The organism is Rhizobium bangladeshense, assembly GCF_017357245.1.
In the GTDB taxonomy this organism is placed as follows: domain Bacteria; phylum Pseudomonadota; class Alphaproteobacteria; order Rhizobiales; family Rhizobiaceae; genus Rhizobium; species Rhizobium bangladeshense.
Window position 1 is genome coordinate 226,234 of record NZ_CP071615.1, and the last position, 20,646, is coordinate 246,879.

Below are 20,646 nucleotides of genomic sequence, written 5' to 3' on the forward strand. Positions count from 1 at the left end.
CCTCGTTCGAGCTTGAATGGGGACGGGGTCCCGGGTGGGTGATGTGATGAGGAGCGCTATAGCCTGAAGCGCTCGGGCCGGCCGGACTCGCATGGCTGCGTTCGCCTGCACTTCGAAAATGCCGCCCAGTTCTTCTCGCTGGCGCCAGGGGCTGGCCTCGCTAAGACCCGCATCGTGATCACGCGCTGATCTCGGCTCAGCGCCAGACTCTGAATTCGGCATCTGATCCGTTTTGCGCGCCGATCCCGGATCAGCGCCCCCATGTTGGCAGATCCCGTTCTATGCGCTGATCATTCGCTCCAGCTCATCCATGTCGGGCACCATGATATGTCGGAAGTTCTCGATGCGAATGACGCCGCTCTTGCGCAGCCTGGTCATCTGGCGACTGACGGTTTCGATCGTCATCCCGAGAAAATCGGCGATCTCGGCGCGGGACAGCGGCAGTTCGAAATCGGTGCTCGTGGCGGTCTGCGGTTCGGCGTGTGTGGCGATCAGGTAAAGCAGGCTTGCGACTTTCTCGCCTGCGGTGCGCCGGCCGAGCGTGAGCATCCATTCGCGCGCGGCGTCCAGCTCCTTTAGCGCCTGATCGTGAAGGCTGCGCTGCAGTTCCGGCGCTTCCGATATCATGCGGTCGAGCAGGTTGCGGGGGAAAACGCAGATTTCGGCATCGGTCGCAGCCTCGGTTGACAGCGTGCTTTCGCGCACGAATGGCCTGCCGACGAAATCGGGGGCGAATTGCAGGCCGACGATCTGCTGGCGTCCGTCCGGCATCACTTTGCAGAGCTTCACCACCCCGCGCATGATGTTCGAATAGGAAGAGCTTTCCGAGCCTTGAGCGATGATCTCGCAGCCCGCGCCGACCGTGCGGCGGAGCGAGTGGCGGCCGAGCTCCCGGAGTTGGCTGTTGGACAAGGCGCCGCAGACGACGCCGTGCCGCGCCTGGCAGGAACGGCAGGCGACGAGAGTGCCGGCGTCCGAAACGTCACTGCGTACGACGTCCATGTCCTGATCCCTTCGAAATCCGCGTGTGGCGGGCGTGGCTGCGCATGCCGGCATGCCCGAGATGATTACGCCGCGATTGCGGGTTCGGCTATCCCGTTTTTCCGGCACGGCTTGATGATTATCAATTTCGCCGGGACCGCGCTTTGATCCAGATCAAAGTTTCCCTGCCATGGCTGTTGTTTGATGCGACTGCCTCGACACGATGCCGTCCGAAGAATCCTTCAAACTTGAACAACGGAGCAAAGACCTTCGAATCCTAGCGACGAAGCCGTCGACTTCTTTGCGCACGAGCATTTCCCAAAATTGCGTGAGGGTTACTCGCGACTGCGTCGCCCCATGCCCTCGCGGCCGGTTTCCAATTGACAACGAAGTATGTTTGTGCGACGTACGTACTAACACGGGTAGCTGGCGCGGGCCGAACGCGATCGACGTTGTGTCAGATGACCTCCTGAAGGAACGGGCGGATGACCGCATACCTAATCGGAATCGACGGCGGTGGCACGAGCTGCCGAGCGGCAGTCGCCGGTTCGAACGGGAATATCCTTGCGCGGGCTCAAGCCGGGCCAGCCAACATCCTTTCCGATCCGGATGCGGCGCTCGACAACATTGCCAGTGCGACCCGCGCAGCGTTTTACGCAGCTGGCATCAATGCGCGTAGCATCGCCTCGGCGCGTGCAGTTCTGGGGGTAGCGGGCAATAATGTCGGCGAGGCCGTTCACTACGTGAAAAACAGGCTACCTTTCGCCGAGGCGGACATAGAGTCAGACGGACTGATCGCGCTACAAGGTGCGCTTGGCGATAAAGACGGAGCCGTCGCCATTTTAGGAACAGGCACGATCTACATCTCCCGCCACTGTGATACGGTGACCTACACCGGCGGATGGGGCTTTACTGTCGGCGACCTCGGCAGCGGCGCTCGTATTGGACATGCGCTTTTGCAAGAATCGCTGCTCGCATACGACGGCATCCATGTCATGTCCGCCATGACCGCCTCCGTCCTTGCGGAATTCAAGAATGACCCACGTAATATCGTCGAGTTTGCGCGGCAGGCAAAGCCCTGCGCCTTTGGTCGCTATGCGCCGCGCGTATTCGAGCACATCAAACAAGGCGATGCCGTCGCCGCGCGCCTGTTGAAAGAAGCCGCTGTTTCAGTTGACGAAGCACTTGATCGTCTAGTCGCTCGGGGAACGCAGAGGATTTGCCTGTTAGGGGGATTGGGGCCGCTCTATTCGTCCTGGATCGCTGCACGGCATCAAAGTCTATTGGTAACGCCCGAAGGCGATGCACTGAGCGGGGCCGTGGCCCTGGCTGTTTCGCGCTTCGGGCACCTGAAAGCGATCGAATGAGTGACGGGCTTGCTGCCATGCTTCCGGGGTGGGGCAAAGACATCAAGGGCGCCGGTCCGCTCTATCAAAGGCTTCGCCTGGCGCTTGTAGAGTCGATCCTGTCAGGTAAACTCAAAAAGGGCGACGTTCTTTATCCCGAACGAGACCTCGCTGAACATGTCCGCGTTAGCCGTGTAACGGTCCGCAAAGCAATCGACCATCTCGTCCAAGACGGATTTCTGGTTCGCCGGCGCGGCTCAGGAACCTTCGTAGCCGGCTCGGCGGTCCGCGCAGATCAGCCTCCATTACGTGCAAACTTTTTGACGGGTGATACTTCCTGGCTTGAATCGGACACGAAAGTCGAGTGGATCGAGCGCAGCACGTCTTATCCCGCACCAGAGGAGATGATGACACTCGGCCTGTCAAGCGACAGTCGTGTCGTGCGCATCACCCGCTTGCGGAGCTCGGCGGGCCAGCCGCTTGCGATTGAACGCATATGCATTTCCTCGGAATTCCTGCCCGACACTCGGACCGTTACCTCTTCCATCTGCAACACACTCGCGGACGCCAGCTTTAGACCCGTTCGCGCGATCCAGCGCACTTTTGCACTTAACATCGAAGATCCGGACGCCACCACGCTTGGCGTCGCGATCGGAACGGCTGGTCTTTTAACAAAGCGCGTTGCCTATCTTGCTTCGGGCCGCGCGATCGAGTTCAGCCGCTCACTTTTTCGAGGCGATGCCGAAGGTTTCGTCAGCGAGCTCACCTTTCTCGAAAACTAGCCTCTCTTTTTACAAGATAGGATCCTATCATGCAGGCCACCATGCAAACGAACATGCGCCGAGAGGTCGACCAAATTTCGAAAGCGGCGGCCAAATTGCTCGAGCGCTTAGCAAAAGACTTCGCTGCCGCCGGTGCGGCTTTGCGCTCCGAGAACACCGCATTCGTCGTCACGGTCGCGCGCAGCTTGTCCGACCATCCCGCCATCGCACTGAGATGTCCCATCGAGCTGAGGGCGAAATTACCCGTCTCTTCGATTCGGCCGCCCCGCGCCTCAATCGACGGTGTCGGGCTCAACTTTGGTCGCGGCGCTGCCTTGCCGAGGCGGCCACGCGCGCGATCGCGCTGACGAAAAAGCTTCCGCTCGTGGAACCCGCAAAGCACGAAGGTCGGCTTGTGCCTGAAGACGGCGCAGATCTCGTGGTGTTGACCCCCGAGTTTAAGTTGAAGTCGAGCTGGATAGGTGGACCAAAGGTTTCGAGGCAAGCACCCATGGTTATTTCGGATCAAGTTTGCACAGATTCTCCAATGGTAAGGTCGACGTTTTCCGCTCGGAAACCCGCTGGGCTTTAGCTGAGTGGGACCAGTGCGTCATGAAGATACCAATGCTCTCGCCGTCTGAACGAACCTGTCTCCATTGGATATCGAGAGGCTGGACTTTGGCTGATATCGCGTTGATCGAGGGAAAGGGTACCGCTGAAATTCAGGCGTGCGTGGAGCGTGCGGTTATTTCGCTCAACGCCGAATCATTGGAACAGGCGCTTGAGAAAGCGAAGCTCATGCGATCAGACTGATCGCGTCATGGGCGCCGGATGCTTTCACCTTGCCTTTCATCTGCTCGTAAATGCACCGTTTGGGCGACATCCTGGCCCTAAGCAAGATCGCGCCACTGGTTTTTAAAAAGACGGATAGGATGGCTCCTGCGGTCGGTGCGGAACCGAGGTGGCCATGAAAGCAAGCCAATTCGCGTGTTTGAATGGACCCCGGCTCTGTTCCGGATTCCACGTCAACCCGGTGAAAGATCCGCTAGGAATCTGCTGCCGCTCCACGTCGCGCTTGCTCGCGCACGTCCCGCGCATGAGGAGTCATTCAGCGGGAATTGGCCGGCCTGGAGCCCCCTCTAAAGTCGCTCGATCTTTCCTTCGTACGGTCCCTCCAGCTCTCCCGCGACCTGATCACGGTCTTCGAAGCCGACAGCGAGTGCGGCGTTCTACCCTCTGACGAGATCGACGCCGACGACGATCTGGCGATCGTTTACGAATTTTTTCCCTGGCCGGCGCATTGAGCCGGCCTTTGGCTTGCCGCTTGCGCGCTGCAGGCGCAAGGGAGGCTTCGCCGCGGTCAAGCATTGCATGATCCGACACTTGTCAGCCGCGCCCTTGCAGCCTTTGCTCTTCGCGGCGGGCCGAAGGGTGCCCGCGAAGCGACGGGCAAGGAAAGGCAATGGAGGCCGATCGCCGGGCGATCGGGAGCAAAATGGAAAGAAGAGAGATAGAGGCGCTGCGTGAGCAGGTGAGCTGCGCGGCCGTTCTTGAACAGGCGAGGTTCGCCATTGACATCAAGGAAAGCACCCGGCGGGCAGTCAAGTTTCGCCGTGGTGGTGAGATCATCATCGTCACGCATGAGGGGCGCGGATGGTTCAATCCGCTAAGCGATGCGAAAGGCGATGTCTTCGGGCTTGTCGAGCATCTCGATCATGTCGGTTTTCTCGAAGGCGCCGAAAAGGTCGCGGATCTCGTTGGTTTCGAGATCACGGAACCGGAGTGGCAGCCTGCGAGGCGTGGTGAAGGATTCAACCTCTCTTTCCCTAATCGTTGGCAGGCGCGCCGCAGCCCATGGCCCGGATCATCGACATGGCGCTACCTTAATAGTGTGCGCTGGCTGCCGGCGCCTTTGCTCCATGCGGCGATCAACGCCGACCTGCTTCGGGAAGGCCCCTATGGCAGCATGTGGGCAGCTCATACGGACAATGCTGGCGTGGTGACCGGCTGGGAGGCACGGGGCCCACAATACCGGGGGTTCGCCTCTGGCGGAACGAAGGTTCTCTTCCGTATCGGGTTGGATACTGCGTTGCGCCTGGCCGTCACCGAAGCCGCGATCGACGCCATGAGCCTTGCGGCGATCGAGGGGTTGCGCGACGGCACGCTTTATCTCAGCACCGGCGGTGGATGGTCGTCGGCCACGCAAGCCGCGCTGCGGGAATTGGCCTCCCGACCTGACGCCCGGCTGCTCGCGGCGACGGACGCCAATTCTCAGGGGGATCTGTTTGCGGAGCGGTTGCGGGCGCTCGCCGAGGATACCGGGTGCGACTGGACGCGGCTGCGCCCTCCCAAGGAGGATTGGAACGAGACCCTGAAAGTCAGGGAAAAGCAAAAACGGGAAAGAAAGGAAAGTGGCGTGCCGCATTCGCACCGCCCGCGTCAAGGGAGGCTTCGCCCGGCGGAGCCGGCCCTTGACCCGGCCGGTCGCGATGCCGGCGGCTCGGAAGGTGTCATGAAGGACTGAAGGGAATGGCGAGGCCGAGAGGACGGCGCCGCACGTCGGTCCGAAAACGCGCGAAGGAGCCGCAGATGATCCCCTCTCCCGCAATCGCCAAGGTTTTTCAGGGTGTCGCAAGCCGCCAGCAGATCTTCCGCATGTTCGATCGCCACGCCCAGCGCCCGAACCGTTGGGTCGGTGATGCCGCGCCACTTTACTCGGGCGAATGGTTCGGGATCGGCGAGACCGAACATGATTATATGTTCGAGATCCTGCCTCCGTTGTGGATCCGAGGGTCCATGTTCGCGATGCGCGAATTCATGTCCTGCTCGGTGACATCAGTGTTCTTCGCGCTCAGGATCGACGAGGTCATCCGCTATTTCCATGGCTATTGCGATCTTTCCGAAAGGGCATTCGTCGAAACGATGCGCGTCGCCATCATCGAGCGAGAAAGCCGTCCGGTCCGGACGATGACGCGCCAAGAGCGGCTCGACGAGCTCACCGAGAAGGAGGTCACTGCGAAGCTGCCGGTGCATCTTCGCCACCTTCCCTCCCCGATCGCCGCGTGAGGAAGAAGCCATGTTCACTTTCAGCGTGGTCGAGGTCGATGCGGTGATCGCGCGCGGACGCACGGACGCGGAAGCCAATGGCGGCTTCCGCAATCCGTATTATGGACTCCTCCCAGGCAAGGACGAACGGCCCGGCCTGTGGGTCGTCGGCGACGAAGGCGTCTATTTGCTTTCCAACGGAAAATTGGCGGAGGGCCAAAGAGCGCTCGCGGTCTATGCCGAGGAGTGCGATCCGAAGACCAATCCGGACTACTGGCACTACAAGCGCCGGTATCTCGGGGGAGACGACGGCATCGTCTTCATCGACTCTGAGAGCCTGGAAGCCATGCTTTCCACAAACCCGGAAGCCACGCATCTGCGGGCGGAGTTTGCGACGGAAACAATGCAGCTCTCCGTAATCACACGCTCGTAGGTCGCGATCGCTGCCGCCGGACGAACCAGGTCGAAATTCCCACAACTCATTTTCATCCGCCTTCACAGCCACGGGACCTGTCCCGTGGCGCACATCCTCGAAAAGGAGCTTTCATGTCCCACGATCCCTTCACCCTCGATATGTTCGGCAGCAGCGCATTGTCGTCCGGCCTTCGCCTCAGCGTCACTGCGTTTGGCGGTTTCGCCGCCAATGACGACGATCCCGATCCGCCGCCCCCCTCCCCCACGCCGGCATTGCCTCTGCCAGCTGCGAAGCGGCCGGCGACGCGGAGACAAGGCGAGCGAACCAACTTCTATCTCAACGACGGCGACGACCGCGGCTTGGCCGCGACCTGGAAGGAGCGGGCGAAGGCAAATCTTGCGGCCATCCTGACTGCCACCGAGATCGAAAAGCAAGATCGACCCGCCACCCGTGACGAGCAGGCGAGGCTGATCCGCTTCATCGGTTTTGGCGCATCGGAACTCGCAAACGGCATGTTCCGGCGTCTAGGCGAAGTCGACTTCCGGGAAGGCTGGGACGACCTCGGCAGTTCGCTGGAAAGCGCCGTCACCGATGCCGACTATGCTTCGCTCGCGCGCTGTACCCAGTATGCTCACTTCACCCCCGAGTTCATCGTCCGCGCAATCTGGGCGGCCCTTCAGCGACTCGGCTGGCGTGGCGGACGTGTTCTGGAGCCAGGGATCGGCACCGGACTGTTTCCGGCGCTGATGCCAACAGCTCTCAGGGATACCAGCCATGTTACCGGAATCGAACTCGATCCGGTGACGGCACGGATTGCCCGGCTGCTTCAGCCGAAGGCGCGCGTCATCAACGCCGACTTCGCGCGCATCGAACTCAACGCGATCTATGATCTCGCGATCGGCAATCCTCCCTTTTCCGATCGCACGGTTCGGTCGGACCGGCACTACCGTCCGCTCGGTCTGCGGCTGCACGACTACTTCATCGCCCGGTCGATCGATCTCTTGAAGCCTGGCGCACTCGCCGCTTTCGTCACGAGTTCGGGCACGATGGACAAGGCGGACGCGACGGCCCGCGAGCATATCGCCAGATCCGCCGATCTGATCGCCGCCGTCCGCCTGCCCGAGGGCAGCTTCCGGGCAGATGCCGGCACGGACGTAGTGGTGGACATCCTGTTCTTCCGCAAGCGCCGGATTGCCGAGCCGGAGGGCGAGCTGTCGTGGCTCGATCTGGAGGAGGTGCGCCCGGCCACATCCGACGACGGTGCAATCCGAGTGAACCGCTGGTTCGCGCGGCACCCGCACCTCGTGCTCGGCGAGCACGCCCTAACGTCTGGCCCGTTCGGCGAGACCTATACGTGCCGGCCACGCGCCGGTGAAGATCTCGAAACGGCACTGATGGCCGTGATCGCTCTTCTTCCGGAGGATCTGTATGACGGCGAGCCGACGCAGATCGACATCGATCTGGAAGAGGAGTTGGGCGAGATCGTCGATCTCCGCTCCGGCAACGACAAGGTCCGCGAGGGCAGCTTCTTCATCAATAACCGCCACGGCCTCATGCAAATGATCGACGGAGTGCCGCTCGCGGTTTCGGTGCGGAAAGGCCGGTCAGGCGACGGCCTGCCCGAAAAGCATGTCCGGATCATTAAGAAGCTGATTCCGATCCGCGACGCAGTGCGCGATGTTCTCAAAGCGCAGGAGTTGGACCGACCGTGGCGGGATCTGCAGGTTCGGCTGCGCATCGCCTGGTCGAGTTTTGTGCGCGACTTCGGGCCGATCAACCATACGACGGTTTCGATCTCGGACGATGAGGAAAGCGGCGAGGTCGGCGAAACCCATCGCCGGTCCAATCTCCAGCCGTTCCTGGACGACCCGGATTGCTGGCTGGTGGCCTCGATCGAGGACTACGACCTCGAAACCGATACGGCAAAGCCCGGTCCGATTTTCTCTGAGCGGGTGATTTCCCCTCCTGCACCACCCGTCATAACCTCAGCGGCCGATGCGCTCGCCGTCGTTCTCAACGAGCGTGGCCGCGTCGATCCCGAGCATATTGCCGAGCTGCTGCATCGCGATCCCGGCGCTGTGATCGGCCAGCTCGGGGACGCCATCTTCCGCGATCCCGCCGACGGGTCATGGCAGACCTCTGACGCCTATCTCTCTGGCCCGGTCCGCACGAAGCTCACGGTCGCCGAAGCGGCGGCGGCGCTCGATCCGTTATATGAGCGCAATGTCCGAGCGCTGCAGGGCGTCCAGCCCGCAGACCTCCGGCCGTCGGATATCACCGCGCGTCTCGGCGCGCCCTGGATCCCGGCTGCCGATATCGTCGCCTTCGTCAGGGAGACGATGGATGTCGACATCAGAATCCATCATATGCCGGAACTCGGATCCTGGACCGTCGAGGTACGGCAGCTTGGCTATAACGCCACCGGCACCTCCGAATGGGGCACAAGGCGGCGCCATGCCGGCGAACTGCTGGCCGATGCGCTGAACAGCCGGGTTCCGCAGATCTTTGACGTGTTCAAGGATGTTGGTGGCGAGCGCCGCGTTCTGAACGTCGTTGATACCGAAGCGGCCCGCGACAAGCTGCAGAAGATCAAGCAAGCATTCCAGTCCTGGGTCTGGACCGATCCGGACCGCACCGACCGGCTGGCGCGAGTCTACAATGACCGGTTCAACAACATCGCGCCGCGAAAGTTCGACGGCTCCCACCTGAAACTGCCCGGCGCCTCTGGCGCCTTTGTTCTGTATGGGCACCAGAAGCGCGGCATCTGGCGCATTATTTCTGCCGGGTCGACCTATCTCGCCCATGCCGTCGGTGCCGGCAAGACGATGACGATGGCCGCGGCAATCATGGAGCAGCGCCGTCTCGGCCTGATCGCCAAGGCGATGCTGGTTGTGCCAGGCCATTGCCTCGCACAGGCAGCGCGCGAGTTCCTCGCCCTTTATCCGAACGCCCGTATCCTCGTCGCCGACGAAACCAACTTCACCAAGGACAAGCGGGCACGTTTCCTGTCGCGCGCCGCCACGGCCACCTGGGATGCTGTTATCATCACCCATTCGGCCTTCAGGTTCATCGCCGTTCCGTCGGTGTTCGAGAGCCAAATGATCCATGATGAGCTCGAGCTCTATGAGGATATTCTGACCAAGGTGGACAGCGAGGATCGGGTGTCGCGCAAGCGGCTCGAGCGCCTGAAGGAAGGTTTGCAAGAGCGGTTGGAAGCGCTCTCAACCCGCAAGGACGACCTTCTCACGATCTCGGAAATCGGCGTCGATCAGATCATTGTCGACGAGGCGCAGGAATTCCGCAAACTCTCTTTTGCGACGAATATGTCGACACTGAAAGGCATCGACCCGAACGGATCGCAGCGGGCCTGGGACCTCTATGTCAAGTCTCGCTATATCGAGAGCAAGAATCCCGGCCGCGCGCTGGTGTTGGCCTCCGGCACGCCAATCACCAACACGCTCGGTGAGATGTTCTCGATCCAGCGCCTGCTCGGCCACGAGGCGCTCCGCGAACGCGGGCTTCACGAATTCGACGCCTGGGCCTCGACCTTCGGCGACACGACGACCGAACTCGAAATCCAGCCGTCCGGCAAATACAAGCCGGTCAGCCGGTTTGCGAGCTTCGTCAACGTGCCGGAGTTGATCGCCATGTTCCGCTCCTTCGCCGACGTGGTGATGCCGGAGGACCTGAAACAATATGTGAAGGTCCCGGCACTCTCGACCGGTCGGCGGCAGATTCTCGCGGCCAGGCCGACGCCGGCCTTCAAATTTTATCAGCAGATCCTCGACAGCCGCATCAAGGCGATCGAGATGCGCGAGGGGCCGGCCCAGCCCGGCGACGACATCCTGTTATCCGTCATCACCGACGGGCGCCACGCGGCGATCGACCTGCGGCTGGTCATTCCGGCAAACCACAACGAGCCGGACAACAAGCTCAACCTGCTCATCGAGAACGCCTTTCGCATCTGGAAGGAAACGAGTGAAAACACCTATCTTCGCCCGGACGGCAAGCCCTATGAGATTGCCGGCGCTGCGCAGATGATCTTCTCCGATCTCGGCACCATCAATGCCGAGAAGACGCGCGGCTTCAGCGCCTATCGCTGGATTCGCGACGAGTTGGTCCGACTTGGTGTCCCGCCATCGGAAATCGCCTATATTCAGGACTTCAAGAAGACCGAGGCAAAGCAACGCCTGTTCGGTGACGTCCGTTCGGGCAAAGTTCGTTTCCTGATCGGCAGTTCCGAAATGATGGGCACCGGCGTCAACGCCCAACTCAGATTGAAGGCGCTGCATCACCTTGATGTGCCGTGGCTGCCGTCACAGATCGAGCAGCGCGAGGGCCGCATCGTCCGGCAGGGCAATCAGCACGATGTCGTCGACATCTTCGCCTACGCCACGCAAGGGTCACTTGATGCCTCCATGTGGCAGAACAACGAGCGCAAGGCCCGGTTCATCGCTGCGGCTCTTTCCGGCGATACATCGATCCGCAGGCTGGACGATCTCGGCGAAGGCCAGGCCAACCAGTTCGCCATGGCCAAGGCGATTGCCTCGGGCGACGAACGCCTGATGCAGAAGGCCGGACTCGAAGCCGATATCGCTCGTCTCGAGCGGTTACGCGCCGCCTATGATGACGACCTGTTCGCAGTGCGCCGGCAGGTCCGGGACGCCGAACGCGACATTGAGGTGTCGACCCGGCGCATCGGCGACATCGGCAAGGATGTCCAACGGCTGGTTCCGACTGCGGGAGATGCCTTCACGATGACCGTCACGGGCGTTTCATACGACGAGCGAAAGGAAGCCGGCCGCGCGCTGATGAAGGAAATCCTTACCCTCGTCCAGCTTCAACAGGAGGGTGAGATCGTCATCGCTTCCATTGGTGGCTTCGATCTCGTCTATGATGGCGAGCGGTTCGGCAGGTCTGACGGCTATCGCTACACGACCATGCTTCAGCGCACGGGCGCGGATTACGAGATCGATCTCGCTGTCACGGTGACGCCACTCGGCGCGGTCTCCCGCCTTGAGCACGCGCTCGACGACTTCGACGGGGAGCGGGAACGTTATCGCCAGCGGCTGGAGGAGGCGCGCAGACGTCTTGCCTCATACCAAAACCGTGAGTGTGGCGAATTCGCGTTTGCCGGGGAACTGGGCGAAAACCGTCGCCAGCTCCGGGACGTTGAGGCGGAACTCGCAGCCGAGGCGCGCGAGGCAGGTACCTCTGCCAGGTAATCAGCTTGATCTTGGAAGCAGTGCAGCATGCGCATAGGTGCATTGCACAATAAATGTTTTCCATCTGATCAAAAAATGATCATAGTGCACACAGCTGATGCACATGGCGGTCTCCTCCCAGTGCCGCCGCAACAGCTGTTCCCCTCTGGAGGTTTTTGACCTTCACACTTCATGGGCCCCGGTTTTTCCGACGGCCCATTTTTTTGTTCCCTCGCAACCAGATTGCGAGCTCTGTAGCAGAGCGCTTATCAGAAGAAGTTGGGAAAGGGAGAAGGGGAAAGGGAAGGAAAACCGGTCGCAGATCGGTCCTCCCGCCGCCGCTGTCGCTCAACCGCCGCCTCCGCATCCCGGCCACTCGTCCTTCGCAGGGCTGTTAGCCCCGCTTGTCCTTCGCGGCAGGGCTGCTCGACCGCAGTTGCGCCGGTCGGGCCGCTTTACGGTCCGGGAGATGTCTTCAGGAAAAAATGAAGACAGGAAGGGACCGGCAGAGGGCCAGGTCCGCATCCCCCGGAAAGGAACACTCCCATGCAACTCATGAAGGTCGATCCGCGTGCGCTGAAGGAGAATCCCGACAACACCCGCCAGTCGACGTCGACGCCCCAGGCCGACGCGCTGCTGCTTGCGACCATCAAGGCCGTCGGCATCATCCAGCCGCCCGTCATTTTCGCCGAAGCCGGCGGCAACGGCTATGTCATCGAAGCCGGTCACCGGCGCACCCGCATGGCGATCGCCGCCGGCATCGAAGAAATCGATGTTATCGTCGTCGAGGCGGCCAACGACAATGGCGCGATGCGTTCGATGATCGAAAACATCGCGCGCGAGCCGCTCAATCCGATCGATCAATGGCGTGGCATCGAGCGCCTCATTGCACTCGGTTGGACCGAGGAGGCCATTGCGGTCGCGCTGGCACTGCCGGTCAGACAAATCCGCAAGCTTCGCCTGCTCGCCAACGTGCTGCCGGCGATGCTCGATCACATGGCCAGGGGCGACATGCCGAGCGAGCAGCAGCTGCGCACGATTTCCGCGGCGTCACTCGATGACCAGAAGGAAGTCTGGAAGGCCCACAAGCCGAAGAAGGGTGACACGGCGTCCTGGTGGGCGATTGCCAACGGCCTCACCAAGACCCGCATGTTCGCGCGCGATGCGAGTTTCGGCGACGATCTCCGCCAGGCCTACGGCATCGAGTGGGCGGAAGACCTGTTCGGCCCGGCCGACGAGGATAACCGCTACACCACCAACGTCGAAGCATTCCTCGGTGCGCAGCAGGAATGGATGAGTAGCAATCTTCCCAAGAAGGGCGCCATCGTCGAAGTCAGCAATTTCGGCCAGCCGCAATTGCCGCCGAAGGCGGAGCGCGTCTACGGCAAGCCCGGCAAGGGCGATTGCACCGCCATGTATCTCGACCGTGACGGCAAGGTGCAGACTGCTCACTTCCGGATGCCGGAGGTCAGACAAGTCAAGGGCAGCGCCGATCCGACCGCGCTCGGCGGCGAGGACGGAAACGAGGGTATCGACGTTGCAGCCAAGACCCGGCCCGACGTGACTCGAAACGGCCTCGACATGATCGGCGATTTCCGCACAGACGCTCTGCACGAGGCATTAGCACGAGCGCCGATCGAGGACGATACGCTCATGGCGCTGCTCGTCCTCGCATTCGCCGGGCAGAACGTCTCGGTCGATTCCGGCTCCGAAACCTCCAACCATCTCTACGGCTCCAGGCGTTTCGCCCGGCACGCCGTCCGGCTGATCGGTGAAAGCGGCAAGCTGGAGTTCGCCACGGATACGCTTCGTGTCGTGGCCAGGTTGACCCTGATCGACGCACTGTCGGCGCGGACCAACCGCACGGACAGCGGCATTGTCGCCCGGATCGCCGGCGATGCCATCGGCGCCGACACCTATCTTCCGAACATGGGCACGGAGCAATTCCTCGCGTGCCTCTCCCGCCCGGCGTTGGAAGCGTCCTGCGGCGGCACGAGTGTCGTTCCCCGCCCGCGTGTCAGGGACACCCGCGCTGCCCTAGTCGAGCACTTCAAGGATGAACGCTTCGTACATCCGTCTGCCCTCTTCGCACCCGATGACGCAAAGCTGGCCGAGTGGCTGGCTAAGAACATGGACAAAAATGGCGAGGACCACGAAGCGTCCGCCGAAGGGGCGGTCGGCGGCATCGAGCACGGCGCCGTCGATGAGGCTGAGCCGTCGGTCGAGGACGACGCGGAGGCCAATCCGCATGTTCCGGAAGCCCAGGACGACGGCAATGCGGCGGACGCCGACCTCGAAGACCTGGTCGATGCCGGCGCTGACACCAGCCCTGAGGATTCCAATACCGCTTACGGAATTGCGGCCGAGTAACCCTGCCCCACAACGTCATACTGATCGATACCGCCGCCGGCCATCACCGGCGGCGGCTTTGTTTCCACACCTCGAAACAGGAGAACGAATATGTCTGCGTCTTTGATTTATGATCTCGCCCGGTCCGACGGTACGCCCCGCCCGCCCGAGCGCCACCGACAAAAGCTCGCCGCCTGGGAAAGCCGTAACGGCAAGGGAAGGCTGATCCGAAAACAGGGCAAGCGCGGCATCGGCAATGCCTGCCTGTCGCCGGATTTTACGCTGCATGAGGGCGATTTCGGCACCAATAGCGTCATCACTATCCGTATCCACAGGACGTTCTCACTCGACAGCAGCCTGACATTCAAGGTGATCGCGCGCCCGCAGCTCGGCTACATCAGGGTCTTCGACCGCGCCGGCGACAACGCCGAGCTCGTCCACCTCGCCGCCAATCGCCAAGCCGCGGAGGAATGGCTGACCCGGCATAGCTATCCCAATGCCGTGCTGGAAGAGGTCACTGCCGATGAAGTGGCGGCCGCCCATGCCGAAGGGAGGGTCGCGGCATGAACACGCCTGCTCTCCAAGCCAAAGCAGCTTCCATCCCTGAAGGTTCAGGGGTGGCCTTCGGTCGCAGCGCCGATGACATGCCCGTCGCCCGTGTCGGCGATTTCGTCTTCGCCATGGTGCCGGGACGTGACGGCCAGCATTTTCTCGCCAGCGCCTGGCGTGTGTCACGGCAGCTTTACGAGCTCAATCGCGACGACTTCTACTCGCATCATGGCGCCGTTGCGGACGAGCCGGAATTTCGGGCACGGATGATCGAGCAGGCCGAGCACGTCCGAGACCTCCGGGCGCTCGACCGACAAACTGTCCGGATGAACTGCTCCACCCCCTGGGGACCGTCGCAGGGCGCCACCGTCTACGCGGAGGGTATCGTCGCTCACACCACTGCCGGGCATGGCGGGTTCAAGCTGTCCAACGAGCGCAATGCCAAGATCCATCCGATGCTGGGTTGCGCCAATGGCTGGTACGAGGAAGATGCCGCGTGGGCCGCGGTTGCCCTCACCTACCCGAGCCTCTTTACCGCATGCGAGCGCAAGTGCGCCGATCGGACGGTGCGAGATACCTCGCCCAATGCCTGGGAGGCAATTTTCGGCCGTCTGCTTGCGCCCGGTGAATCCCATGAGAAGGATCGCCGCGCCTTTGAGCGGGAGAGTGCCGGCGACTGGATCGTCATCTCCGCGCTACGCTCGGGTCATCATGCCGGGATGACCGAGGTCATCGCCACGATCGGCGGCGCGCGGGCCACCGATGCGGAAGAGCGACGCTTTCTCGTGCCAAGCGACGAGTACGAGGTTGGCCGATTTGGCTTCGTCATCGATCCGGCGGACCACGCTGCCTATGACGGATCGTCGTCTTTCATCAACTGGCAGGCGCGGGTGACCGGTCCATGAATCCGGTCCGTCCCGCGTTCTTCTGTCCAGCATGGGGGCGGCGCGGCGAGAGACGCGCCACCATCTCGATCGCATTCACCGGCAGATCACGGGCCGGGCCGAACGCATAGCGGTTACCGAGAAGGCGAAAGCCCGCTCGCACCGCCGGGGCGGGTCGCGGTGGACGCGCTCCGACGAACAGCTGTTTCAGGATCACGTCGAGCGGGTCAGCTTCGAACGGCGAACGGAAATCGCTGCCCTGGCGCGCAAACTCCAACATCAGGAGCGGGCGATCACTACCATGCGTATGATGCTCGGCGATGATGCAGGTAATGCGGCGGCGTGAGTCCGACCGTATGGGGGCTTTCGCGGCGGCTGATGCGCTGGAGGAGGAATGCTGGCTGTCGCTCCCAGGGGTTTCTCTCCTCCGGGGTCTCGGATCCATAGCCCGACCCCTGCCGGTCTGCCCTTCGTTTTCGCTGCGGTCTGAACCGGCGGCCGGTCGTTTCAAGGCCGCTGGCGCGCCGCGGAGCGGCCGGTGCAGCCTCCCTCGCAAAACGGCTCCGCGTCCTTCGCAGGGCTTTACCCCGCTTGTCCGCAAATCCGTTTCGCTCGCCCGGCCGTCCCGGACCTGTGAAAGCGCCCGTCCTCAACCGGTTCCTGTCGACCGCATCGAAGGGCAGACCGGCAGGAGCCGGAGCCGCTTCGGTGAAAACCACGAAAGGAAGATCCCATGGCCAAGCCCGCAACCAATCGACCCTCCCCCCGCGTCGTGCCGCTCCGCAAGGGCGCGACCCTCGAGATGGTCAGGCTCACATGCCCGGACACCGTCCAGGCAATGCTGATCGCCGAGAGCTTTGGATCCGCGGTGGTCGACAGCGACGGCATCCGTGAGCTCCACGAGCGCCTGATCATTGCGACCGCCGACAGCCTCTCAGACGGTCTCGGCGAGAAAGCGATGCAGATCCATCTCCAGCGCATCGTCGGGGCCTATGTCGGCTCGGCGCACGGAGCCGGCCAGTTCTACAGTCGGGCAGTCTCCGAGGCGCGAGACGCCACCGCCAAATCGGCAAACGATGCCCGCGACGAGGACCTCGATGGCCCGGTCGGTTACGACAGCGCCGCCCAGCGCAAACGCGAATTCGCCGCCGACATGGGCATACAGTCCCACGCGTTGCGGATGGCCGCCGAGGGCGCAGTCGCAGCTTACAGCCACGTCATCGGCGAAGCCTGGAAGCCTTTCGACCGCCCGGTCGAAAACCCGGGCCAGTCGCTCGACCGCAAGGCGGCGGAGGCGCAGATGGCGGCACTCGGTTGAGCCGCTTTTCGCGCGGAGCTTCGGCTCCGCCCTTTCTTCCCTCTCCCTGATCATTAGGCCGGTTCCTTTGGGACCGGCCTTTTTCCAGGTCATCAGAAGGAAGAGAAACATGGACCCCGCTCGCCACGCGACCCCGTCCCGGTCGGCGGTCCTGCAGGAGCCGGCGGTCTGCCGCAACGGCTTCGCCGTCCTTCACTCCGTTGCGGCCGTTCCGGTGCGGCCGGCCGCCTGATCGCTCCTGCTTCGGACCTCCGCGACGGGGCCGCGATGGGCGCGGCCTCCAAAACGGAGGATAAGGACATGAGCAGGAAAGCCGAGGACGAACGCGCCGACATTTATGCACGGATCACGGACCGGATCGTTGCCGATCTGGAAAAGGGTGTAAAACCCTGGATGAAGCCTTGGCACGCGGCCAACACGGATGGTCGGATTACCCGGCCGCTACGCCACGACGGTCAGCCCTATTCGGGCATGAACATTCTCCTGTTATGGTCGGAGGGAATGGCGCGCGGCTTCACTTCACCCATGTGGATGACGTTCAAGCAGGCGCTTGAACTGGGAGCGGCGGTGCGCAAGGGCGAGACCGGTTCGACCGTCGTCTTCGCCAGCCGCTTCACCAAGTCCGAAACGGATGGCAATGGTGGCGAAGTCGACCGTGAAATCCCGTTTCTGAAGGCACATACGGTCTTCAACATCGAGCAGATCGACGGGTTGCCGGAACACTATCATCATCGACCGGTTCCGGTGCTCGATCCTGTCGAGCGGGTCGAGCACGCCGATCGCTTTTTCCGGAACACCGGCGCGGTCATTCGCCATGGAGGCTCGCAGGCCTACTACTCGCCGGTCACGGATCACATCCAGATGCCGCCGTTCGAGACCTTCCGCGACGCCGCGTCTTATGTGGCAACGCTGAGTCACGAAAGTTGCCATTGGACGGCGCGCGCCGATCGCGTCGGTCGCGATCTCAGCCGATATGCCAAAGACAAGAGCGAACGCGCCCGCGAGGAACTGATCGCCGAGCTCGGAAGCTGCTTCCTATGCGCCGATCTCGGAATCGCGCCGGAGCTGGAGCCCCGGCCGGACCATGCCTCTTACCTAGGCTCGTGGCTGAAGATTCTATGCGACGACAGGCGGGCTATTTTCCAGGCCGCGGCGCATGCCCAGCGTGCTGTCAGCTTCCTGCACGGTCTCCAGTCCATTCAGGCCGACGAGAGATCGGCTGCATAGGAGACGCCATGGTCGGTCGTTGTCACCCGCAACGGCCGACAGCTCTTTCGGCTCTCTTTCCGCCAGCGCGTTCTGATCGGACGTGAGGTCCAACTTCCCCCAGATCGATGGTTTCCGATCGGTGGCTTTCAGCTTCCGGGAGTGCTTGATTTCGACGGCAAACGGTTTTGTCTGCTGACGCATAGATCCTCCAGGCGACGAATCGCGGCCCGACAATATCGCGTTGATGAGAGGAGGCAACTGCCCGGGCGGCCGAGTTTTGTCGCGTCCAAAGCCGACGCCCTGACTCAGAGACAGGGCAACGGGATCGCGGCTGCGATGTTCCGACATGGCAACGCGCTGACGAAGGCCGCCATGTCCAAGTTCCTCCCACCGCTGTCATAGGCCACGTCCTCCGCGGGCTCGATGAGGCATGTCTGATCGGAGACCGGCTTCGCCTCGATCGTTCTCCCGCAACGGTCGTCCGCAACTTTCTTCCCCTGAGCGCTGCGCGCCCATTCCTCGCGCAACAACAAAGCCGCTCCCGGCCGCCCTCCACGTCGTTTCAGCCCCTTCGGGGTGCGGTCCGATCGTCCCCGATCCTTGCGACAGCCATCGAGGCCGCGAAGGGCGCGGCCCGAAACAACCGAAAGGAACAGACAATGGCTACCATCGGCACCTTCACCTCCACCGAAAACGGCTTCGCCGGCTCGATCCGCACTCTCGCACTCAACGTCAAGGCTCGCATCTCCCGGATCGAAAATCCCTCCGACGACGGTCCGCACTTCCGCATCTACGCAGGCAATGTCGAGCTCGGCGCCGCCTGGCAGCGGGTCTCGGAGCAGAAGGGCCGCGACTACCTCTCGGTCAAACTGGACGATCCGAGCTTCCCATCCCCGATCTACGCCAGCCTCGTCGAGGTCGAAGGCGAGAAGGAGCTCCAGCTTATCTGGTCCCGCCGCAAGGACTGAGGCGCTCAACGGCCCCGCTACCAGGCGGGGCCTGCTGATCCGCCGAAATATCAAAGCCGGATCGGGCATCGAGCCCGGTCCGGCTTTTTTAGTGCCATACGAGAGGGGGTGAGCGGCTCAGATCCTGTCGAGGATACCGGTCGGCGACGACGGCCCCAAGGATGAGCGGTTCCCCCAATTTACTCCAGCTGCCCAAGGGCAGCCTGCGCAAATCGGCTCCCCCACTCCCCGGCTCCGCCGGTCGCTGTCGCGATCCTTGACCCCGTCGTCACCTCCCCGGTGCCGGGCATCGTCTTTCACGAACTCAAGGAGATGAAACGATGACTTTTTCCCTGGAACAGCACATCGAGGAACTGCGGGCCGAGTTGGCGAATTGCGCGGACTGGGACGAGCGCCTTCAGATCGAGGCGGCTCTGGCCGGCGCAAGGCAGGAGCTTGCCTTTGCCAACGCAGAGCTTGATGCTCTTCTTTCCGAAGAGCCGCCCTCTTGAGGGCGGCCTATCACCAGCACTCTGGACGCTGTCTTTCGCAGGTCCGAGAGGAGCGATCCGCTGCAACTTTCCTTTCGATCTCCTGTCATCGACATGGGGATGCTGCATCCCGTCCGTCGCGCCGCAACCTGCCGCCGCCAGAATTTTCCCCGCCGCCGGCTCCTCGCGGGTCAAAATTCAGTCGCCTGCAAGTCCTCCGCATGGCTGCGGCCGTCCCGATGCAGCCCTCCTTTCCGGTCAGCGTGTCTCACCCCGCGATGACAGCTTATCGAAAGGAGAAAATATCATGCGCCAACTCGCAAAATTCCTCGGCGCCACCGGCCGCCGTCTTCGGGCTCTCGGCAAGGTGATCAGTCACTTTTTCCGCAAGGGAAAACTCGGCTTCAAGCTCGCGGTCAAGATCCCGTTCTTCGTTGAGATCGAGGCTTCGTTCGAAACCGACTGGGACCGGCGCAGATGATGCGCCAGGGGCCGCTACGGCGGCCCTCCTTTTGTCGCTCGAAACGCACAGGCGGCCAAGGTCAGCTTTGCGAGAGCTGAAGCCCTGTTCTCGGCAAATATCCGCGAGCACGCTTTTGTTTCAACAGGTCGAGGAACAACAGAACCGCTTCCTCTTCCCGTTCGAAAACATGCTGTTTCTCCTGCCCGCGCCTGCCGATCCGTCCCCAACGCCGCGTCAGGCAAGCCTCTCCGAACATCGTCTGCTCGATCGCCATGGCATAGTACCGAGCCATGTTTTTGGCTGGGTCCGTTCGTTCGACATAGAGCTGGTAGGGTTGCGAAATCATGTCGGCATGATCGTCACCCGGCGCCGCCACGTCCAACGACATATGTGAATCCTACAGGTGCGACCGATTCATTTTCGTGAAGAATGGTGCTCGGGCGAGGCGCCGCCGGCGCGCGGCTCTATTCGCGCTGCGGCCGGAGCCTGCACGCGGTCTCCGCCCAGTCGGGTTACGATCCTCTCGCGGCAAGAAGCATGCCTCTGTCAAAAATCGTTGTCCGGAGACAGCCAGAACGACACAAGGCCATCGGAGATGGCAAGCGGTCGCGTCCCTTCCGGACGCGGTTCTATCTCTCTCTGACATCCCATTTTGCACCCGCCGTTCCGGCGTCAAGGACATCG

General features: G+C 62.2%; 21 protein-coding genes and 1 pseudogene. 19 read left to right on the forward strand and 3 right to left on the reverse strand.

All coding sequences use genetic code 11. The annotated features are described in order from the left end of the window. Nucleotides 1–57: 57 nt before the first annotated feature. Nucleotides 58–189 (forward strand): annotated as a pseudogene (locus J2J98_RS30535) (L,D-transpeptidase); the annotation flags it as partial. 90 nt (nucleotides 190–279) lie between these two features. On the opposite strand, the gene J2J98_RS27005 reads toward J2J98_RS30535, so the two are convergent. Then, the gene (locus J2J98_RS27005; RefSeq protein ID WP_207603810.1) at nucleotides 280–1,002 is read right to left on the reverse strand and encodes a Crp/Fnr family transcriptional regulator; all 723 of its coding nucleotides are present in this window, start codon (nucleotides 1,000–1,002) and stop codon (nucleotides 280–282) included. Nucleotides 1,003–1,466: 464 nt separating this feature from the next. On the opposite strand from J2J98_RS27005, the gene J2J98_RS27010 reads away from it, so the two are divergent. The 12 genes from J2J98_RS27010 (at nucleotide 1,467) to J2J98_RS27065 (ending at nucleotide 15,555) form a co-directional block, all read left to right on the forward strand. After that, nucleotides 1,467–2,348 carry a glucosamine kinase nucleotide-binding domain-containing protein gene (locus tag J2J98_RS27010; RefSeq protein WP_207603811.1) on the forward strand — a complete coding sequence of 294 codons (882 nt, stop codon included), beginning with the start codon at nucleotides 1,467–1,469 and terminating at the stop codon, nucleotides 2,346–2,348. Next, the gene (locus J2J98_RS27015; RefSeq protein WP_207603812.1) at nucleotides 2,345–3,109 is read left to right on the forward strand and encodes a GntR family transcriptional regulator; all 765 of its coding nucleotides are present in this window, start codon (nucleotides 2,345–2,347) and stop codon (nucleotides 3,107–3,109) included. Before J2J98_RS27010 ends, J2J98_RS27015 begins: the two co-directional genes overlap by 4 nt. A 29-nt stretch (nucleotides 3,110–3,138) precedes the next feature. Then, a complete protein-coding gene (locus J2J98_RS27020; protein WP_207603813.1) occupies nucleotides 3,139–3,456 on the forward strand; it encodes a hypothetical protein in 318 nt (105 codons plus the stop codon). 310 nt (nucleotides 3,457–3,766) lie between these two features. Further along, nucleotides 3,767–3,901 carry a hypothetical protein gene (locus J2J98_RS30735; RefSeq protein WP_259664348.1) on the forward strand — a complete coding sequence of 45 codons (135 nt, stop codon included), beginning with the start codon at nucleotides 3,767–3,769 and terminating at the stop codon, nucleotides 3,899–3,901. Between the two features lie 305 nt (nucleotides 3,902–4,206). After that, nucleotides 4,207–4,392 carry a hypothetical protein gene (locus J2J98_RS27030; RefSeq protein WP_207603992.1) on the forward strand — a complete coding sequence of 62 codons (186 nt, stop codon included), beginning with the start codon at nucleotides 4,207–4,209 and terminating at the stop codon, nucleotides 4,390–4,392. A gap of 158 nt (nucleotides 4,393–4,550) precedes the next feature. Beyond that, nucleotides 4,551–5,612 carry a DUF3991 and toprim domain-containing protein gene (locus tag J2J98_RS27035; RefSeq protein ID WP_246569463.1) on the forward strand — a complete coding sequence of 354 codons (1,062 nt, stop codon included), beginning with the start codon at nucleotides 4,551–4,553 and terminating at the stop codon, nucleotides 5,610–5,612. A gap of 65 nt (nucleotides 5,613–5,677) precedes the next feature. Further along, entirely contained in the window at nucleotides 5,678–6,154 is a 477-nt protein-coding gene (locus J2J98_RS27040; protein ID WP_207603814.1) for a DUF1419 domain-containing protein, read from the forward strand. Between the two features lie 10 nt (nucleotides 6,155–6,164). After that, nucleotides 6,165–6,566 (forward strand): DUF3085 domain-containing protein, encoded by a 402-nt coding sequence (locus J2J98_RS27045; protein WP_207603815.1) that lies wholly within the window; start codon nucleotides 6,165–6,167, stop codon nucleotides 6,564–6,566. Nucleotides 6,567–6,679: 113 nt separating this feature from the next. Next, the gene (locus J2J98_RS27050) at nucleotides 6,680–11,773 is read left to right on the forward strand and encodes a DEAD/DEAH box helicase family protein (protein ID WP_207603816.1); all 5,094 of its coding nucleotides are present in this window, start codon (nucleotides 6,680–6,682) and stop codon (nucleotides 11,771–11,773) included. Between the two features lie 525 nt (nucleotides 11,774–12,298). Further along, nucleotides 12,299–14,122 (forward strand): ParB/RepB/Spo0J family partition protein, encoded by a 1,824-nt coding sequence (locus tag J2J98_RS27055; protein ID WP_207603817.1) that lies wholly within the window; start codon nucleotides 12,299–12,301, stop codon nucleotides 14,120–14,122. A 90-nt stretch (nucleotides 14,123–14,212) separates the two neighbouring features. Further along, nucleotides 14,213–14,668, forward strand: coding sequence for a hypothetical protein (locus J2J98_RS27060; protein WP_207603818.1), 456 nt, complete (start codon nucleotides 14,213–14,215; stop codon nucleotides 14,666–14,668). Continuing rightward, nucleotides 14,665–15,555: a DUF7007 domain-containing protein gene (locus J2J98_RS27065; RefSeq protein WP_207603819.1), complete on the forward strand. Its 891-nt coding sequence runs from the start codon at nucleotides 14,665–14,667 to the stop codon at nucleotides 15,553–15,555. The genes J2J98_RS27060 and J2J98_RS27065 overlap by 4 nt, the downstream gene beginning before the upstream one ends. On the opposite strand, the gene J2J98_RS27070 is transcribed toward J2J98_RS27065, so the two are convergent. Then, nucleotides 15,524–15,814: a hypothetical protein gene (locus J2J98_RS27070; RefSeq protein WP_207603820.1), complete on the reverse strand. Its 291-nt coding sequence runs from the start codon at nucleotides 15,812–15,814 to the stop codon at nucleotides 15,524–15,526. The genes J2J98_RS27065 and J2J98_RS27070 overlap by 32 nt on opposite strands. A gap of 453 nt (nucleotides 15,815–16,267) precedes the next feature. Between J2J98_RS27070 and J2J98_RS27075 the strand changes: the two genes are divergently transcribed. The 6 genes from J2J98_RS27075 (at nucleotide 16,268) to J2J98_RS27095 (ending at nucleotide 19,980) form a co-directional block, all read left to right on the forward strand. Further along, nucleotides 16,268–16,852 (forward strand): hypothetical protein, encoded by a 585-nt coding sequence (locus tag J2J98_RS27075; protein WP_207603821.1) that lies wholly within the window; start codon nucleotides 16,268–16,270, stop codon nucleotides 16,850–16,852. Nucleotides 16,853–16,961: 109 nt separating this feature from the next. After that, entirely contained in the window at nucleotides 16,962–17,084 is a 123-nt protein-coding gene (locus J2J98_RS30740) for a hypothetical protein (protein WP_259665027.1), read from the forward strand. Nucleotides 17,085–17,152: 68 nt separating this feature from the next. After that, complete coding sequence (locus J2J98_RS27080; RefSeq protein ID WP_207603822.1) at nucleotides 17,153–18,079, forward strand: ArdC family protein; 927 nt, start codon at nucleotides 17,153–17,155, stop codon at nucleotides 18,077–18,079. A gap of 641 nt (nucleotides 18,080–18,720) precedes the next feature. Continuing rightward, nucleotides 18,721–19,029, forward strand: a complete 309-nt coding sequence (locus tag J2J98_RS27085; protein WP_163928111.1) for a DUF736 domain-containing protein — start codon at nucleotides 18,721–18,723, stop codon at nucleotides 19,027–19,029. A gap of 320 nt (nucleotides 19,030–19,349) precedes the next feature. Beyond that, nucleotides 19,350–19,520, forward strand: coding sequence for a hypothetical protein (locus J2J98_RS27090; RefSeq protein ID WP_020048119.1), 171 nt, complete (start codon nucleotides 19,350–19,352; stop codon nucleotides 19,518–19,520). A 286-nt stretch (nucleotides 19,521–19,806) separates the two neighbouring features. Beyond that, nucleotides 19,807–19,980 carry a hypothetical protein gene (locus J2J98_RS27095; protein WP_207603823.1) on the forward strand — a complete coding sequence of 58 codons (174 nt, stop codon included), beginning with the start codon at nucleotides 19,807–19,809 and terminating at the stop codon, nucleotides 19,978–19,980. Nucleotides 19,981–20,041: 61 nt separating this feature from the next. Here the strand turns inward: J2J98_RS27095 and J2J98_RS27100 are convergent, their stop codons facing one another. Next, a complete protein-coding gene (locus tag J2J98_RS27100; RefSeq protein WP_207603824.1) occupies nucleotides 20,042–20,350 on the reverse strand; it encodes a WGR domain-containing protein in 309 nt (102 codons plus the stop codon). Nucleotides 20,351–20,646 lie beyond the last annotated feature (296 nt).

What these genes read in the sequence shown, in the direction of transcription:
- J2J98_RS27005 (WP_207603810.1), bottom strand. Translation starts at nt 1,002, where the DNA reads ATGGACGTCGTACGCAGTGACGTTTCGGACGCCGGCACTCTCGTCGCC.
- J2J98_RS27010 (WP_207603811.1), top strand. Translation starts at nt 1,467, where the DNA reads ATGACCGCATACCTAATCGGAATCGACGGCGGTGGCACGAGCTGCCGA.
- J2J98_RS27015 (WP_207603812.1), top strand. Translation starts at nt 2,345, where the DNA reads ATGAGTGACGGGCTTGCTGCCATGCTTCCGGGGTGGGGCAAAGACATC.
- J2J98_RS27020 (WP_207603813.1), top strand. Translation starts at nt 3,139, where the DNA reads ATGCAGGCCACCATGCAAACGAACATGCGCCGAGAGGTCGACCAAATT.
- J2J98_RS27035 (WP_246569463.1), top strand. Translation starts at nt 4,551, where the DNA reads ATGGAGGCCGATCGCCGGGCGATCGGGAGCAAAATGGAAAGAAGAGAG.
- J2J98_RS27040 (WP_207603814.1), top strand. Translation starts at nt 5,678, where the DNA reads ATGATCCCCTCTCCCGCAATCGCCAAGGTTTTTCAGGGTGTCGCAAGC.
- J2J98_RS27045 (WP_207603815.1), top strand. Translation starts at nt 6,165, where the DNA reads ATGTTCACTTTCAGCGTGGTCGAGGTCGATGCGGTGATCGCGCGCGGA.
- J2J98_RS27050 (WP_207603816.1), top strand. Translation starts at nt 6,680, where the DNA reads ATGTCCCACGATCCCTTCACCCTCGATATGTTCGGCAGCAGCGCATTG.
- J2J98_RS27055 (WP_207603817.1), top strand. Translation starts at nt 12,299, where the DNA reads ATGCAACTCATGAAGGTCGATCCGCGTGCGCTGAAGGAGAATCCCGAC.
- J2J98_RS27060 (WP_207603818.1), top strand. Translation starts at nt 14,213, where the DNA reads ATGTCTGCGTCTTTGATTTATGATCTCGCCCGGTCCGACGGTACGCCC.
- J2J98_RS27065 (WP_207603819.1), top strand. Translation starts at nt 14,665, where the DNA reads ATGAACACGCCTGCTCTCCAAGCCAAAGCAGCTTCCATCCCTGAAGGT.
- J2J98_RS27070 (WP_207603820.1), bottom strand. Translation starts at nt 15,814, where the DNA reads ATGTTGGAGTTTGCGCGCCAGGGCAGCGATTTCCGTTCGCCGTTCGAA.
- J2J98_RS27075 (WP_207603821.1), top strand. Translation starts at nt 16,268, where the DNA reads ATGGCCAAGCCCGCAACCAATCGACCCTCCCCCCGCGTCGTGCCGCTC.
- J2J98_RS30740 (WP_259665027.1), top strand. Translation starts at nt 16,962, where the DNA reads ATGGACCCCGCTCGCCACGCGACCCCGTCCCGGTCGGCGGTCCTGCAG.
- J2J98_RS27080 (WP_207603822.1), top strand. Translation starts at nt 17,153, where the DNA reads ATGAGCAGGAAAGCCGAGGACGAACGCGCCGACATTTATGCACGGATC.
- J2J98_RS27085 (WP_163928111.1), top strand. Translation starts at nt 18,721, where the DNA reads ATGGCTACCATCGGCACCTTCACCTCCACCGAAAACGGCTTCGCCGGC.
- J2J98_RS27090 (WP_020048119.1), top strand. Translation starts at nt 19,350, where the DNA reads ATGACTTTTTCCCTGGAACAGCACATCGAGGAACTGCGGGCCGAGTTG.
- J2J98_RS27095 (WP_207603823.1), top strand. Translation starts at nt 19,807, where the DNA reads ATGCGCCAACTCGCAAAATTCCTCGGCGCCACCGGCCGCCGTCTTCGG.
- J2J98_RS27100 (WP_207603824.1), bottom strand. Translation starts at nt 20,350, where the DNA reads ATGTCGTTGGACGTGGCGGCGCCGGGTGACGATCATGCCGACATGATT.